The sequence below is a fragment of the Streptomyces sp. NPDC003042 genome, from assembly GCF_053591315.1.
This window is the reverse complement of sequence record NZ_JBSFTP010000016.1, coordinates 68,688-84,203: the sequence shown is the minus strand read 5'-3', so window position 1 is coordinate 84,203 and position 15,516 is coordinate 68,688. Positions and strand designations below refer to the sequence as shown.

Annotated in this window: 14 protein-coding genes; 5 read left to right on the top strand and 9 right to left on the bottom strand. The window is 72.7% G+C overall.

Features of this window, described 5'->3' with window-relative positions; translation table 11 throughout:
* Positions 1–118: 118 nt before the first annotated feature.
* The 3 genes from ACWDYJ_RS12045 to ACWDYJ_RS12035 are packed head-to-tail and all read right to left on the bottom strand — an operon-like array spanning position 119 to position 3,386.
* Entirely contained in the window at positions 119–1,018 is a 900-nt protein-coding gene (locus ACWDYJ_RS12045) for an acyl-CoA dehydrogenase family protein (protein WP_451565394.1), read from the bottom strand.
* 5 nt (positions 1,019–1,023) lie between these two features.
* Entirely contained in the window at positions 1,024–2,187 is a 1,164-nt protein-coding gene (locus tag ACWDYJ_RS12040) for an acyl-CoA dehydrogenase (RefSeq protein ID WP_451565393.1), read from the bottom strand.
* Positions 2,187–3,386, bottom strand: a complete 1,200-nt coding sequence (locus ACWDYJ_RS12035; protein WP_451565392.1) for an amidohydrolase family protein — start codon at positions 3,384–3,386, stop codon at positions 2,187–2,189. The genes ACWDYJ_RS12040 and ACWDYJ_RS12035 overlap by 1 nt, the downstream gene beginning before the upstream one ends.
* Positions 3,387–3,532: 146 nt before the next feature.
* Between ACWDYJ_RS12035 and ACWDYJ_RS12030 the strand changes: the two genes are divergently transcribed.
* Positions 3,533–5,080 carry an AMP-binding protein gene (locus ACWDYJ_RS12030; protein ID WP_451565419.1) on the top strand — a complete coding sequence of 516 codons (1,548 nt, stop codon included), beginning with the start codon at positions 3,533–3,535 and terminating at the stop codon, positions 5,078–5,080.
* 44 nt (positions 5,081–5,124) lie between these two features.
* Here ACWDYJ_RS12030 and ACWDYJ_RS12025 read toward each other — a convergent pair whose 3' ends face one another.
* A complete protein-coding gene (locus tag ACWDYJ_RS12025) occupies positions 5,125–5,643 on the bottom strand; it encodes an EF-hand domain-containing protein (RefSeq protein WP_451565391.1) in 519 nt (172 codons plus the stop codon).
* 316 nt (positions 5,644–5,959) lie between these two features.
* Between ACWDYJ_RS12025 and ACWDYJ_RS12020 the strand changes: the two genes are divergently transcribed.
* Positions 5,960–6,538 (top strand): sigma-70 family RNA polymerase sigma factor, encoded by a 579-nt coding sequence (locus ACWDYJ_RS12020; RefSeq protein ID WP_451565390.1) that lies wholly within the window; start codon positions 5,960–5,962, stop codon positions 6,536–6,538.
* Positions 6,535–7,830: a zf-HC2 domain-containing protein gene (locus ACWDYJ_RS12015; RefSeq protein ID WP_451565389.1), complete on the top strand. Its 1,296-nt coding sequence runs from the start codon at positions 6,535–6,537 to the stop codon at positions 7,828–7,830. Before ACWDYJ_RS12020 ends, ACWDYJ_RS12015 begins: the two co-directional genes overlap by 4 nt.
* Before the next feature lie 59 nt (positions 7,831–7,889).
* Here the strand turns inward: ACWDYJ_RS12015 and purU are convergent, their stop codons facing one another.
* Together purU and ACWDYJ_RS12005 are read right to left on the bottom strand one after the other, a co-directional pair.
* Positions 7,890–8,762 (bottom strand): formyltetrahydrofolate deformylase, encoded by an 873-nt coding sequence (gene purU, locus ACWDYJ_RS12010; RefSeq protein ID WP_451565388.1) that lies wholly within the window; start codon positions 8,760–8,762, stop codon positions 7,890–7,892.
* Positions 8,763–8,776: 14 nt separating this feature from the next.
* Positions 8,777–9,223 (bottom strand): SCO4402 family protein, encoded by a 447-nt coding sequence (locus ACWDYJ_RS12005; protein WP_451565418.1) that lies wholly within the window; start codon positions 9,221–9,223, stop codon positions 8,777–8,779.
* 196 nt (positions 9,224–9,419) lie between these two features.
* Between ACWDYJ_RS12005 and ACWDYJ_RS12000 the strand changes: the two genes are divergently transcribed.
* A complete protein-coding gene (locus ACWDYJ_RS12000; RefSeq protein WP_451565387.1) occupies positions 9,420–10,781 on the top strand; it encodes an ABC transporter substrate-binding protein in 1,362 nt (453 codons plus the stop codon).
* Between the two features lies 1 nt (position 10,782).
* On the opposite strand, the gene ACWDYJ_RS11995 is transcribed toward ACWDYJ_RS12000, so the two are convergent.
* Complete coding sequence (locus tag ACWDYJ_RS11995; protein ID WP_451565386.1) at positions 10,783–11,736, bottom strand: GlxA family transcriptional regulator; 954 nt, start codon at positions 11,734–11,736, stop codon at positions 10,783–10,785.
* A 90-nt stretch (positions 11,737–11,826) separates the two neighbouring features.
* Between ACWDYJ_RS11995 and ACWDYJ_RS11990 the strand changes: the two genes are divergently transcribed.
* Positions 11,827–12,420 carry an MBL fold metallo-hydrolase gene (locus tag ACWDYJ_RS11990; RefSeq protein ID WP_451565385.1) on the top strand — a complete coding sequence of 198 codons (594 nt, stop codon included), beginning with the start codon at positions 11,827–11,829 and terminating at the stop codon, positions 12,418–12,420.
* 31 nt (positions 12,421–12,451) lie between these two features.
* On the opposite strand, the gene ACWDYJ_RS11985 is transcribed toward ACWDYJ_RS11990, so the two are convergent.
* Both ACWDYJ_RS11985 and ACWDYJ_RS11980 read right to left on the bottom strand, forming a co-directional pair.
* Positions 12,452–13,903 (bottom strand): hypothetical protein, encoded by a 1,452-nt coding sequence (locus tag ACWDYJ_RS11985; RefSeq protein WP_451565384.1) that lies wholly within the window; start codon positions 13,901–13,903, stop codon positions 12,452–12,454.
* Positions 13,904–13,986: 83 nt separating this feature from the next.
* Positions 13,987–15,369, bottom strand: a complete 1,383-nt coding sequence (locus ACWDYJ_RS11980) for a transcriptional regulator (protein ID WP_451565383.1) — start codon at positions 15,367–15,369, stop codon at positions 13,987–13,989.
* Between the last annotated feature and the right edge of the window lie 147 nt (positions 15,370–15,516).

Genomic DNA, 15,516 nt, shown 5'->3' with positions numbered 1-15,516 from the left:
GATATCAACTCTCCGTAATCAGACATGCGTCCCGCACCGTCCCTCCCGTACCTGCCCGTGCCCCTCCCCTGCCCGCCCCGTGCCCGCCCTTGCCCGCCCGTGACACCGAGCTACGCGCCTACCGCGCCGCCGAGGCCAGCAGGTCCTCCGCCAGCAGTTCCTCCGCCTCCCCCGCCGTACGCCACTGCTCCGCCCGCACCCACGCCCGCTTCAGGTGCAGGTGGACGTCCGCCTCCCACGTGAAGCCCATCCCGCCGTGCACCTGGAGGCAGTCCCGGGCGCCCAGCCCGGCCGCCTCGTCCGCGAGCAGCTTGGCGGCGGCGATCTCCGCCCCGTCACCCGTCACCGCCGCCGCGTAGACCGCCGTACGGGCCAGCTCGGCCCGCACCACCATCCCCGCGCACAGGTGCTTCACCGCCTGGAAGGCGCCGATCGGCTGCCCGAACTGCTCGCGCTCCCCCGCGTAGCGCACCGCCAGCTCCAGCGTCCGCAGCGCGCTGCCCACCTGGAGCGCCGCCGTCAGCAGCGCACCCGTCGAGCGGTACGCCTCGCAGTCCCCCTGCGAGGCCACCCGGTGCAGCGGCGTCAGCGGGTCCGCCGAGCGCACCGGTTCGCCGACCGGCACGCGGGACGCGCCGAGCACCGCGTCCGCCTCCCCCAGGTACGTCACCAGTGGTCCGCCCAGGTCGAAGGCGGTGACCACCGCCGTCCCGGCCGCCGCCCCCGGGACCACCCCGGCCGCCAGGTGCGTGGCCACCAGCGGCCCCGGCAACAGCTCCCGCCCCGCCTCCTCGAAGACGAGCACCGCCTCCGGCAGGCCGAGCCCGACCCCGCCCTCGGACTCCGGGAGGCGGAGGGAGAAGAAGCCCGCCTCGCCCAGTTCCCGCCACAGGGCCCGGTCCACGGCGACCCCCGTGTCCACCGACGCCCGCAGCGCCTCCCGCCCGTACCGCCCGGCCAGCAGGTCCCGTACGCCTGCCCGCAGGGCCCGCTGGTCCTCGGTCGGCTGGAAGTCCATGCCGCTCACCGCCCCTTCGGCAGGCCGAGGATCCGCTCGGCGACGATGTTCCGCTGGATCTGCGAGGTGCCCGCCGCGATGGTGTACGAGAGGGAGGAGAGGCGGTCCCGGACCCATTCCTCGTCCAGGCAGAGGGAGGAGGGCCCCAGCACCTGCGCCGCCGTGTCGTACAGCTCCTGGCGTGCGTGCGAGTACGCCAGCTTGAAGACGCTGCCGCCCGTGCCGGGGACGCCGCCGGAGCGCTGCGCCTCGCTGACGTTCCACTGCGTGAGCCGCCACAGCGCGCCGAACTCCCCGTGGAGCCGCCCGAGCCGGCGCCGCAGCACCGGGTCGTCCCACCGGCCGTTGGCCTTCGCCGTACGGGCCAGCGCGGCCAGGGTGCGGCGGCAGGCGACGACCTCGCCGACGAAGGCCGTGCCCCGCTCGAAGGACAGGGTGACCATCGTGACCCGCCAGCCGTCGTTCTCCGCCCCCACCCGGTTCGCGACGGGTACCCGTACCTCGTCCAGGAACATCTCCGCGAACTCGGCCGATCCCGCGAGCGTGCGCAGCGGCCGGACCGTGACGCCCGGCGCGTCCATCGGCAGGGCCAGCCAGGAGATCCCCCGGTGCTTGGGCGTCTCCTGGCTGATCGGGGTCGTCCGCACCAGCAGCTCGCACCAGTCGGCGATCTCCGCGTGCGAGGTCCAGATCTTCGATCCGGTGATGACGTACTCGTCCCCGTCGCGCACCGCCCGCGTACGCAAGGAGGCCAGGTCGGAGCCCGCGTCCGGCTCGCTGAACCCCTGGCACCACACCTCGTCGCCGCGCAGCACCGGCGGGAGCCACCGCGCCCGCTGCTCGGCGGTGCCCTCGGCGGCGATGGTCGGGCCGGCGTGGAGCAGGCCGACGAAGTTCGCGCCGACGTACGGGGCCCCCGCGCGCTCGGTCTCCTCCAGGAAGATCAGGTGCTGGGTCGGGGTGGCGCCGCGCCCGCCGGCGTCGAGCGGCCAGTGCAGGCCCGCGTACCCGGCGTCGTGGAGCCTGCGCTGCCAGCCCAGGTCGTACGCGCGGCGGCCGGGCCAGTCGTCCGGGGAGGGGGCGGCGGGCAGCTCGGGCAGCGTCTTGCCGAGCCAGGCGCGCAGCTCGGCGCGGAACTCCTGCTCCTCCCGCGTGTACGTGAGGTCCACTAGCGGCGGTCCTTGTCCGGCTCCAGGCCGAGCATGCGGATGGCGTTGCCGCGCATCAGCTTGTAGACCGTCTCCTCGTCGAGGCCCTGGACGTGGTCGAGGGCGACCTCCTTGGTGTGCGGGAAGGTCGAGTCCACGTGCGGGTAGTCGGTCTCGAAGGTGGCGTTGTCGCGGCCGACCACGTCCAGCGAGGCGATGCCGTGCTTGTCGCGGAAGAAGCAGCAGTAGATCTGCCGGTAGTAGTACGTGGACGGCGGCTCGGGGATCAGGCCCTTGACCCCGCCCCAGGCGCGGTGCTCGCGCCACACGTCGTCCGCGCGCTCCAGGGCGTACGGGATCCAGCCCATCTGGCCCTCGCTGTAGGCCAGCTTCAGCGCCGGGAACTTCACCAGGACTCCGCTGAAGAGGAAGTCCATCATCGAGGCCATCGCGTTGTTGAAGCTGAGCGCGGCCTGGACGGCGGGCGGCGCGTCGGGGGACGCGGCGGGCATCTGGGAGGAGGACCCGATGTGCATGTTGACGACGGTGCCGGTCTCCTGGCAGACGGCGAAGAAGGGGTCCCAGTAGCCGGAGTGGATGGACGGCAGCCCGAGGTGGGTGGGGATCTCGGAGAAGGTCACGGCGCGCACGCCCCGTGCGGCGTTGCGCCGGATCTCGGTGACGGCGAGGTCGATGTCCCAGAGCGGGATGATGCACAGCGGGATGAGCCGGCCGCCGCTGTCGCCGCACCACTCCTCGACCATCCAGTCGTTGTACGCGCGGACGCAGGCGAGCGCCACCTCCTTGTCCTTGGCTTCCGCGAAGGTCTGCCCGCAGAAGCGCGGGAAGGTCGGGAAGCACAGCGAGGCCTCGACGTGGTTGAGGTCCATGTCGAGGAGCCGCGCCTTGGGGTCCCAGCAGCCGCGCCGCATCTCCTCGCGGGTGATGCCCTCCAGGGTCATGTCGTCGCGGTCGAAGCCGACGGCGGCGATGTTGCGCTTGTACGGGAACTTCAGGTCCTCGTAGATCCACCAGTCGGTCGGCGGGCCGTCGGGGTCCATGGAGATCACGTACTTGCCGCCGGTGTAGACGAGTTCGCCGATGCCCGCGGTGAGCGCCTTGGGGCCGCGGTCGCGGTAGGGGGCGGGCAGCCAGACGTCGAAGAGGTGTGCCGGTTCGATCACGTGGTCGTCGACGCTGATGATCCGGGGCAGTTCCATGGTTTCCCCTCACCACATATCTGATGGGTCGTCAGAAACAAAGCTAGCTCCGCCACCCCTGGACCGACAAGCGCCGGAGCCCTACGCTCTCCGCTTGATCTGACTATCCGTCAGCTACAGGGAGGTCCGGGATGACGAGGTCCGGGATGACGGACACCGCGACACGACTCAGCCGGTCCCGCACCCTGTGGGAACTGATCGACCGCCGGGCCGCGCTGACCCCGCACGCCACCGTCCTGATCGAGGCCGCCGAGGAGCCCGCCCGGGACCGCCGACTGACCTTCGGCGGCCTGCGCGAGCGCGCCGAGCGAGTGGCGGCGGGCCTGTACGACATGGGCGTACGCCCCGGCACGGTCGTCGCCTGGCAGCTGCCGACCCGCATCGAGACGGTCCTGCTCTCGGTCGCCCTCGCCCGGCTGGGCGCCGTCCAATCGCCCGTCATCCCCTTCTACCGAGACCGCGAAACCGGCTTCGCGCTACGGGAGTCCAAGGCGGAGTTCTTGGCCGTCCCCGGCGTCTGGCGCGGCTTCGACCACACCGCGATGGCCGCCCGCCTCGGCGCGCGCGGCGTCTTCGAGGCCTACGACGCCCTCCCGGACGGCGACCCGGCCGTCCTGCCCCCACCGCCCGCCTCCGGCACGGACGTCCGGTGGATCTACTGGACCTCCGGCACCACCTCCGACCCCAAGGGCGTCCTGCACACCGACCGCTCCCTGATCGCGGGCGGCTCCTGCCTCGCCCACGCCCTGCGCCTGACCCCGGACGACGTCGGCTCGATGGCCTTCCCGTTCGCCCACATCGCCGGGCCCGACTACACGGTGATGCTGCTGCTGTACGGGTTCCCGGCGGTGCTCTTCGAGAAGTTCGCGCTGCCGGACGCACTGGACGGATACCGCCGCCACGGGGTCACGATCGCCGGCGGCTCCACCGCCTTCTACTCCATGTTCCTGACCGAACAGCGCAGGGACCCCGCCACGAAGCTCATCCCCACCCTGCGCCTGCTCGCGGGCGGCGGCGCCCCCAAGCCCCCGGAGATCTACCACGCGGTGGTCCGTGAACTGGGCTGCCAGCTCACCCACGGCTACGGCATGACCGAAGTCCCCATGATCACGATGGGCGCCCCGGACGACACCCCGGAGAACCTCGCGACCACCGAAGGCCGTCCCCCGGCCGGCATGTCGATCCGCATCACCACCCCGGACGGCACGCCCCTGCCCGCCGGCACGGACGGCGAGGTCCGGCTGCGCGGTGAGGCGGTCTGCCAGGGCTACCTGAACCGCGACGACGCCGCCGGGGTCTTCGACGCCGACGGCTACCTGATCACCGGCGACCTCGGCCACCTCACCCCGGACGGGTACCTGGTCCTCACCGGACGCAGCAAGGACGTCATCATCCGCAAGGGCGAGAACATCTCGGCGAAGGAGATCGAGGACCTGCTCCACCAGCTCCCCGCCGTCGGCGACGTGGCGGTCATCGGCCTGCCGGACCCGGAGCGGGGCGAACGCGTCTGCGCCGTGGTCGAACAGCCGCCGCGGGCGGCCCCGCTGACCCTGCCCCAGGTGACGGCGTACCTCCGCTCGCAGGGTCTCTCGACCCACAAGCTGCCCGAACAACTGGAACTGGTCGACGCGCTGCCCCGCAACGAGGCCCTGCGCAAGGTGCTGAAGTACAAACTGCGCGAGCGCTACGCCTGACGTCCTTCGGGGCGCCCGGACGACACCGGACGCCCCGCCAGGGCTCAGGCGTCCGGGGCCTCCACCCCGCAGTAGCCCGCGAAGGCGGCCAGGATCTCGGCCTGCGAGATCCGCCCGTCGCCGTCCGCGTCCAGGGCCGCCGCGACCTGTCCGGCCAGTTCGGGCGGGGTGCCCAGGACCCGCAGGACCCGGGCCGCCGCCTGCGGGGTCGCGCCGGCGCCGTCCTCGTCCGCCACCGCGATCACGGCCGCGAGGAACGGCCGGGCGATCTCCGCGAACCGCTCGGGGCTGTCCCGCAGCCGCTTCGCCGCGCCGGTGACGAACTCCTCGCGGGACACCCGCTGGTCCCCGTCCACATCGGCGATCCCGGCCATGCCCTGCCAGAACGCCTCGGCCCCGTTGAAGAGGGCCTGACCCTTGTCCGACCGCGCGGCGGTGCCGAATTCGGCCAGCACGGCCCGCGCCGCGGTACTGAAGTCCTCCCGGTCGATATAGCCGGACCCGTCCTGGTCGAAGGTCGCGAATCGGGCGGCGATCTTGCGCTCGTATTCTGCGCTGTCCATATTCGGCGTTCCGCCTTCACATGTGCGGTGGGGTGCAGTTCAAGACAAGGCAGGAGCGTACGGCCTTGGTGGCCTGCGCGTTAAGCGAAGCGGTCAAGGAGGTGGCCGCATCGAACCAGCGCACGGGAAGCGCGGCGGGGCGCGTATGCGTCCGCGTGTGCCCGTGCCCGTGCGTGTGCCCCCGCGTCTCGGCCGCCCGCGGCCCACAACACGCCCTGGCACGGGCAGGATTTCCCGGGTGAGCTTCGCCCAAAACCGGCGCGGCGCGGCGTGTGGCGACTACATTCGACGGGTCGACACACGCCAGGGGGCAGCTATGGCGAAGGACGTTCCACCGCGGTGGGACCGCCGCATGCAGCAACGCCTCGCCCGCGGTGAAGCCGCCGCGCTCGGGGAGTTGTACGACCGCTTCGCGTCGCTCGTGCACAGCCTCGCCCACCGGGTGCTGGGCGACGAGAAGGCCGCGGACCGGATCACCCGCGAGGTCTTCGGCTACATCTGGGAGAACCCGGACGCCTTCGACCCCAAGCAGGGCTCCATGCGTTCCTGGGTCGCCCGGATCACCCAGGGCCAGGCCGTGGCCCGCCTGCGCCAGGCCGAACTGGGCCGCGGATCCCGCGAGGAGCTGGAGCAGAAGGTGCGCAGCGCCAACGCCGCCGCCCGCGCGGACTACATCGTCACCTCCATGCCCGCGCCGCTTCGAGCCGCCCTGGAACTGGCCTACTTCAAACGCCGCGACTACCGCCAGGCCGCCGCCGACCTCCAGATCAGCGAGGACGAGGCGCGGCGCCGGCTGCGGCTCGGCCTCCAGTTGCTGTCGACCGCCAACGTCCTCCCCCGGGAGGACACCGCCCCGCCCGGATACGGCTCACGCGGATATGGAACGCCCCGATGAACGGCCCCTCCGAAGAGATCCCCGACGACGCGTACGAGCGCCCCGCGGGCGGTACGGCGCGGATACCGGGTCCGCGCGCGGCCGGCGACGACCTCGATCCGCCGAGGCCGCCCGGGTCGCGGACGCGGCATCCGCAGCAGACGTCGCCGCCCCAGTGGCCGCCGCTGCGGTCGGTCGCCGAGCCGGCTCCCGCGCCCTCGCACGCCGTACTGAAATCCCTGCTCGGAGCGTGGGCGCTGGCCGCCTGCTCCACCGAGGAGACCCAGGCCGTGGAGGACCACCTCACCGAGTGCGCGCCCTGCGCGGAGGAGGCGCTGCGGCTGCGCGACGCGGTGGGGCTGCTGCACCCGGAGGAGAGCCTCGACCTCAAGCCGCTGCTGCGCTCGCGCGTGCTGGAGGACTGCCTGGGCAAACGCCCGGCTCGCATCCCGGTGCCGGCGTGGGCGAGCCCGTACGACACGGAGACGGCGCGGCTCGACGCGCTGCTGCGGGACTTCGGCGACTCCGAGTGGCACACCCCGGTGCGGCTGAAGTGGTTCGAGGACGAGCGCCGCCGCTCGCACCGGACCACGGTGGCGGGGGTGATCGGCCATCTGCTGACGGTGGACGGTCAGGTCGCGACGGCCCTGGGGCTCGACGACCCGCTGGGGCCGGACGCGCCGCCGCTCGGCTCCACGGGCCGTACGGAGCACTTCTGGAACTCCTCCCCGTATCCGACCACCCGCCACGTCCGCGAGCCGTGGCGGGAGCAGGGGCACACCCTGGTCCGTACGGTCTCGTTCGCGGGCCGGGGCGTGGCGGAGCTGGCGGTGGACTACGGCGCCTTCGCACTGCCCCTCGGGGACGCGTTCCTGGAGCGGGCCTTCGAGTGCTGGGTGCACGCGTGGGACATCGCGGAGGCCGTGGACTACCCGTACGAGCCGCCCTCGGGCCCGCACCTGCACGGGATGATCGACCTCGCGGCCCGGCTGCTGCCGGGCGCGCTGGCGGACCGGCGGCGCGCGGGGCGGGCGGGGGCGCCGCGCGGGCTCGTCGCGGCCGGCGCTCCCGGGCGGACGCTGCACCTGGAGATCGAGGGCGCGGGCGGAGGCGGCTGGGACATCGCCCTGGACTCACCGGCGGCGAAGCCGTCGCGGGAGCACACGGTGGCGGAGGTCGCGCTGGACTGCATCGAGTTCTGCCAGCTCGCCGCGGGGCGCATCTCGCCGGAGGAGGCGGCCGTGGGCCAGACCGGCGACCGCGAGGCGATCCGCGACGTTCTCTTCGCCGCGGCCTCGCTCAGCCGGCTCTGAGAAGTCCCGTCGACGTCCCGGGCCCGGTGGCGGCGGCCCGGGACGGCGCGCGGAGGGAGCTACGCGAAGACGACGGTGCGGGTGCCGTTCAGCAGGACGCGGTGCTCGCTGTGCCACTTCACCGCACGGGCCAGCGCCTGGCATTCGACGTCACGGCCGACGGCGACCAGCTGGTCCGGGGTCACCTCGTGGCCGACGCGCTCGACCTCCTGCTCGATGATCGGGCCCTCGTCGAGGTCGGCGGTCACGTAGTGCGCGGTCGCGCCGATCAGCTTGACCCCGCGCGCGTGCGCCTGGTGGTAGGGCTTCGCGCCCTTGAAGCTCGGCAGGAAGGAGTGGTGGATGTTGATGATCCGCCCGCTCAGCTCCTTGCACAGGGTGTCCGACAGCACCTGCATGTAGCGGGCGAGGACGACCAGCTCGACGTTCTGCGCGCGCACCAGTTCCAGCAGCTGCTCCTCGGCGGCCGCCTTCGTGTCCTTGGTCACCGGGATGTGCACGAACGGCACGTCGTACGAGCCGACCAGCTCCGCGAAGTCGGTGTGGTTCGACACCACCGCCGCGATCTCCACGGGCAGCGCGCCGATCCGCGAGCGGAACAGCAGGTCGTTCAGGCAGTGGCCGAACTTCGACACCATCAGCACGATCCGCATGCGCTCGTCGGAGCGGTGGATCTGCCAGTCCATCCGGAAGGAGTCGCCGATCGCGGCGAAGCTCGCCCGCAGCTTCTCCACCGTCACCGGCTCGTCCGCCGAGAAGTGGACGCGCATGAAGAAGAGCCCGGTGTCACGGTCGCCGAACTGCCGGCTGTCCTCGATGTTGCAGCCGGTCATGAACAGGTAGCTGGACACGGCGTGCACGATGCCCGGCTTGTCCGGGCACGAGAGGGTCAGGACGTACTGCTGCGGCTGGGGCTGCGGGTGATCGCTCATGACGGCACAGCCTTTCACACCGCGCGGGTGAGGATCTTCAGTACTTCTATGGACCGGGGCCCGGCGTCCGGATCGTCCCCGTCCGCCGTCGCCAGCCGTACGTGCGCCTCGCGCGCGGCTCGTACGGCCTCGGGCCAGGCATGGTGCTCCAGGTAGGCGGACACGGGGGCGTCGGGTCCGATCTGGTGCAGGATCCGCAGCACCCGCAGTACGGCGAGGTCGACGACCGCCGCCTCCTGCGCGTCGCGGAAGATCGTGCCGACGTACTTCTCGGCGGACCAGCTGTCGAGCCAGGTGTCCTCGACCAGCCGGTACACGGCGTCGGTGACGTCTCCGTACCCTTCGGCGCCCGTCAGCCAGATCTCCTCCTGGAACACCGGGTCGGAAAGCATGTGCAGCGCCGAGCGCACGTTGCTGCGCCAGCGCCACCACGGCATGTCGTTGAGGGGCATGCCGCCCATGGTGGAGGAGCGGCCGCCGCGGCGGGAAGAGTTCTTCGAACCTTCGACGAATGTCACGCTTTCGATCGTACGTTCCACGTTCGGGCGATCTTGAAGCACCCGCGTTCGAGCGCTCCCCGCGAATTCACCCGGGTGTCACCGAATGTTGTGTACACCTCACACTTCAGTTCCCCGGCGGGCGGAATGGTGCGTGGACATGACCCATCGGCAACGCGTAACAACCCTCTCCCGCATCCTCTTGGCCACGGCGACAGGCGCTTGTCTCACCGCCGCGTGCGGGGCCCTGCCCGGGGGCTCGGGGAGCTCCGGGGACACCCTCACGGTCATGACCTTCGCACCCGTCGGCACCAAGGCCACCAACATGCCCGGCATGCCCGGCATGGCCAAGGCGTACGAACGCTGGGTGAACGCCGAGGGCGGCATCAACGGCCGCAAGCTCCGCGTCCTGACCTGCAACGAGAAGAACACCCCCACCGGCGCCGCCGACTGCGCGCGCCGGGCCGCCCGGGAGAAGGCCGTCGCCGTCGTCGGCTCGTACAGCCAGCACGGGCGCGCCTTCATGGCCCCGCTGGAGGCCGCGGGGATCCCCTTCATCGGCGGCTACGGGGTCTCCGCGGAAGAGTTCCAGAGCACCCTGTCCTATCCCGTCAACGGCGGTCAGCCCGTCCTGCTTGCAGGCGCCGGCCACCAGCTGGGCCGGGCCTGCTCCCAGGTGGCCCTGGTACGCCCGGACACCCTCGCCGGGGACTCCATGCCGGTCCTGCTCAACGCCGGGCTCAAGGCCAACAAGATGCCGGACGCCTCCGACATCAGGGCCGCCGAGGACTCCGCCGACTTCACTCCCCAGGCCCGTGAGGCACTGAACGGCGGGCCCGCCCCGACCGAAGGCGCCGCCGCGGCCCCGGCCGCCAAGGAGCCGAAGGAGCCGAAGGACACGACGGAGCCCAAGGAATCGAAGGAGTCGAAGGACAACAAGAGCTGCGTGACCGCCGTCCTGGGCGAGCGCACCGAGACGTTCTTCGACGCCTTCCGCCGCAGCGACATCCAGCGCAAGAAGCCGCAGATCTCCTCGGTCCTCGGCAGCGTCAGCCAGTCCCTCGTGGACCGCACCGGCGGCAAGGAGAGCCCCTTCGAGGGGGCGTACCTCACCAGCTGGTACCCGGTGGCGAACGACCCGCTGTGGGCGCCGATGCGCAAGGTGATCAGCGAGCAGGCCTTCGGCGACCACACCGTCGACCCCGACGACAGCGGGACGCAGACCACCTGGATCGCGTACAGCGTGCTGAAGCGGATCGTGCAGGGCTTCGACGACGACGAGGACATCACCTCGCGCAAGGTGGCCCGCGCGCTGAACCAGGCCGAGAGCGTCAGCACCGGCGGCCTCACCCCGAACCTGAGCTGGCGCTACCAGGACATGCGCGCCGTCGCCGGCTTCCCGCGCCTCGTCAACGGCCGGGTCACCTTCCAGATCGTCCAGGCGGGACGCCTCGTCGCCCAGCCCGGCGAACAGTCCCTGGACATGACCCCGGCCCTGGAGCAGGCCCCCCGCTCGACCTGACTCAAGTCCTCGTGAACGTACTGCGGTAGACGCGGGGCGGCACGCCCCGACGGCGGACGAACTGCTCGCGCAGGACGGCCGCGCTGCCGAACCCGACCAGGCGTGCGATCTCCTCGATGGGCAGGTCCGTGGTCTCCAGGAGCTCCTCCGCCCGGCCCAGCCGCAGACCCAGCACCCACGCGTGCGGCGTCGTGCCGGTCGCGGCGGAGAACCGGCGGGCGAAGGTGCGGCGGCTCATCAGGGCGCGCCGGGCCAGCTCCGCGACGGGCAGCGGCGCGTGGAGGTGCCCGCGCGCCCAGGTGAGGACGTCCGCGAGCCGTTCGTCCTCGCCGTCCTCGGGTACGGGGGCGGCCAGGTACTGGGCCTGTCCGCCGTCGCGGTGCGGCGGCAGGACGAGGTCACGGGCGACGGCGTTGGCGGCTGCCGCGCCGTACTCGCGGCGCAACAGGTGCAGACAGAGATCGAAACCGGCGGCGGCGCCCGCACCCGTCAGGATCCGGCCCTCGTCCACGTACAGGGCGTCGGGCTCGACGGTGACGGACGGATGGCGGCCGGCGAGCAGTTCGGCGAACCGCCAGTGGGTGGTGGCCCGGAGCCCGTCGAGCAGCCCGGCGGCGGCGAGCGCGAACGCGCCGACGCAGTGCGCCCCGACCAGCGCACCGCGCGTGTGCGCGGCCCGGAGCGCGTCGAGCACGGGGGCGGGCGGCGGGGTACGGAAGTCGGCCCAGGGCAGGACGAGTACGAGATCGGCGGCGGCGATCCGGTCGAGGCCCTGCTCGACCGCCAGCTCCACCCCGACGTCGGTGGTCACCTGCCCGGGCCGGTCGGTGCAGAGCGCGAAGTCGAAGCGCGGGACGCCGGCGGCGCGGGTGTCGAAGACCTCGGCGACGAGACCGACGGCGAGCATGCCGACGCGGGGCGGGGCGTAGGCGGCGACGGTGAGGAACGGCGGCATGCGGCCAGTGTGGCAGCGTGGCACAAATCCTGCGATGCATGGCAACAGGGCCACTCATGGTCTGCGGGCCCGAGGCGCGAAGGTGGAGTCATGACAGACCAGCCCCTCGGCCGCAGCGCCGTGTACACCGTCTTGACCACCGGCTACACCCTCTCCACCGGCCCGGGGGTCGCCGCCACCGTCTCGTACGTCACCGACGGCGACCGGCATGTGATCGTCGACCCGGGCATGGTGGCCCACCGCGACCGCATCCTCGGCCCGCTCGCGGAACTGGGCCTGGGACCGGACGACATCACCGATGTCGTCCTCAGCCACCACCACCCCGACAACACCATGAACGTGGGCCTGTTCGCTCAGGCGCGGGTCCACGACCACAAGGCGGAGTACCGGGGCGACCAGTGGACCGACCGGGATGCCGAAGGCCATGAACTGACCGGCTCCCTGCGCCTGATCCGCACCCCGGGCCACAGCCCCGAGGACATCACCCTCCTCGCCGGCACCGCCGACGGCGTGGTCGCCTTCGCCGGCGACCTCTGGTGGCGCCCGGACGGCCCGGCCGAAGACCCGGTGGCTCCGGACCGGGATGCCCTGCGCACCTCCCGCCTTCGCGTCCTGGCGGCGGCCGACGTGATCGTCCCGGGCCACGGGGGCGCCTTCCCCGCGGTGGAGGGCGTGCCGCTGTAGCGGCGGGGCGGGTGTGAACCCGCCGACCGGGTCAGAGCTGGGACTTGTCCCGCTTGGTGAGGCTGTACTTGACCGCGATCGTGTTCCACATGGTCGCGGCCGACTCCTTGGCCTTCGTCGCCTCGCCGCTCGACTTGTTGCCGGCGGCGGCGTTGTCGGTGGACCTGGCCTTGCCGTCCTTGCAGCCCTTTTCGTCCTTGTCGTCCTTGTCGTCCTTGTCTCCCTTGACGCCCGCCACGTCGTCCGCCCAGGCCGCGTAGCTCTTGTCGGCGGACGCCGAGGCCTGCCAGGCCTTCTTGAGGGTGGCGGAGAGCTTGACGTGGTCCGGGAGCTTGTCCAGCTTCAGCTCCTGAAGCCGGGTGACGAGTTCCTCGCGCTGGCGGGCCGCGTTGCGCAGGTCGTTGGCCGCCTGGTCGAGGTTCTTGCAGACCTTGATGTCTTCCACGGCCTTGATCACCGCGTCCCGGCTGTCGTTGCTGTCCGCGAGCAGCTTGTCCAGCTGGACGGCCTGGGGGCGGGCCGGGTCGACCGGTGCCTCAGCTGCCGCGGCCGCCGAGCCGGCGGAGCTGGTGGGTACGGGGGGCACCGCGCCCGGGTCGTTGTTCTGGGCCTTGCCGTCGCCGAGCAGCGAGCCCACCCCGAGCCCGACCACGGCCAGCCCGATGACCCCGGCGGCGATGACGACGGGGGAGAACCGCCGCTGGGCCGGCGGGGGCGGCGGCGGCGCGTACTGCTGCTGGGGCGGCTGCGGGTGCTGCGGGTGTGGCGGCTGTTGCGTGTGGGGCCGGCGTGGTGCGTACTGCTGGGCGGGCGCCGGGGGCGGCGTCCGGCGCAGCACCGGCTCCTGGACGGGCGGCATGTGCTGGGTGTGCCCGGCGGTGTCGGCGTCGCCCCGGAACAGCCCGTCGAAACCCTCGGCGGCAGGGGGCGCGGGGCCCGGCGGGACGGGCGGGAGGTACTGGGTGGCGTCCTCGGCGGGTGCCGGCGCGGCGGGGACCGGCGCAATGTACTGCGTCGCCGCCTCGGCCGGAGCAGCGGGGACCGGCGCCATGTACTGCGTCGCCGCATCGGCCGGAACGGCCGGGACGGGTGCGGCCGGGACCGGCGCCATGTACTGCGTCGCCGCCTCGGCCGGAGCGGCCGGGACCGCCGGGATGTACTGGGTGACCGCGTCGGGCAGCGGCGGGTAGCCGTACCCGTGCGGATCCCCCGGCCCCTCGAAGCCGGGTCCGACGACATGTCCCGCCGGCGGGTACCCGTACGCCGGCTGCTGGGGGTCGTACGGCGGCGGCTCGTACGGCTGGGCGCCGTACTGCTGCTGCTCGTACTGCGGCGGGTTCTGCCGCTGCGGGTCCTGCTGCTCAGCGCCGTGCTGCCGCTGGTCGTACTGCTGCTCGTGCTCCTGCTGCGGCGGGTACCCGTACGCCGGCGGTCCCCACGGCGCCCCGGGCTGGGGAACGCCCCCTTGTCCGTTCTGCGTCACCGGGACTCCTTCTCGCCTTCTCCGAAGGCTCTCCGCACCTACGGCAGCCGTCGGCCACGCTACCCGGTCACGCCACGATCACGTCAGGCCACCTGAACCTCCAGCCGCGCCCCGAACTCCCGCACCGACGCTTCCTCCCGGTACGGCTCCAGCCGCAGCCGGAAGTCCTCCAAGTACTCCGCCCCCCGCCGCGAGCGCAGCGATGCCAGCAGGTCGGCGGCCTTCGTCGCCGTCTGGCAGGCCTGCTCGACCTCCCGCTGCTGCACCTGCGCCGCCGCCAGCAGTAGCAGCCCGATCGCCCGACGGCGGGCCTTCGTCGCCGGCAGACCGCGCAGCGCCTCCTCGGCGCGCCTGGCGGCCGCGTCGGCCTGGCCCAGGTCCCGGTGGCAGTGGGCCAGTTCGTCGGCCAGGTACCCCTGGCCGAAGTGCCGGATCCACACCGGGTCGTCGTCGGACTCCGGCTCCGCGCGCTCCAGCGCCGTGACCGCCCGCCCGGACAGCACCGCCGTGGCCCGGGCGTCGCCCAGCAGCGCGTGCCCGCGCGCCTCGGCGGCGTAGAACATCGCCTCCACGCGCGGGGTGACCTGGCCCCGCGTGCCCTCCTGGGCGGCCCGCGCCAGCTGCGCGATCTCCCGCGGGTTGCCCAGCTCGGCGGCGAGGTGGCTCATGGACGCGGCCAGGACGTACCCGCCGTACGCGCGGTCACCGGCCGCCTGGGCCAGCCGCAGGGCCTGGATGTAGTAGCGCTGGGCCAGGCCGGGCTGGCCCGTGTCCACCGCCATGTAGCCCGCGAGTTCCGTCAGCCGGGCCACGGCCGCGAACAGCGCTCGGCCGACGGGCTCCCGGTACGAGCCGCCGATCAGCCCGGAGACCACGGAGTTGAGGTAGTGCACGACCACCGGCCGCACGTGCCCGCTGCCGAAGCGGTGGTCGAGTTCGGTGAGGGCCTGGGTGGTCGCCCGTACCGCCTCCACGTCGGACATCCCGACGCGCGCCCCGCCGCTGCGGGCCACCTGCGGGTCGGCGCCGGTGATCAGCCAGTCGCGGCTGGGCTCGACGAGCGCGGAGGCCGCCACGCTCGATCCGGAGAGGAAGTCGCGGCGGCCCACGTCGCTGCGCCACAGCTCGCAGACCTGCTCGATGGCGCCGATGACGGTCGGGGAGAACTGCAGGCCGACGCCGGAGGCGAGGTTCTTGCCGTTGGCCATGCCGATCTCGTCGATGGTGACGGTCCGGCCGAGTTTGCGGCCCAGCGCCTCGGCGATGATGCCGGGGGCCCGGCCGCGCGGCTGCTGGCCGCGCAGCCAGCGGGCCACGGAGGTCTTGTCGTAGCGGAGGTCGAGGCCGTGTTCGGCCCCGCACATGTTGACGCGCCGGGCGAGCCCGGCATTGGAGCACCCGGCTTCCTGGATGAGCGCCTGCAGCCGTTCGTTCGGCTGGCGGGCGACGAGAGGCCTGGCTGCCATGAAAACCCCCTGTGGCCGCGGGTGATCGTTCGAATGATCACTTCCCGCCTGATGTGCGGAGAATCTTCCCCTCGGCGTGGTGTCGCTACCCAGCGACCGCGCCCCAGCCTCCTTTGCGCCCCCGTGCGTGCATCCGTGCGCCCCGTT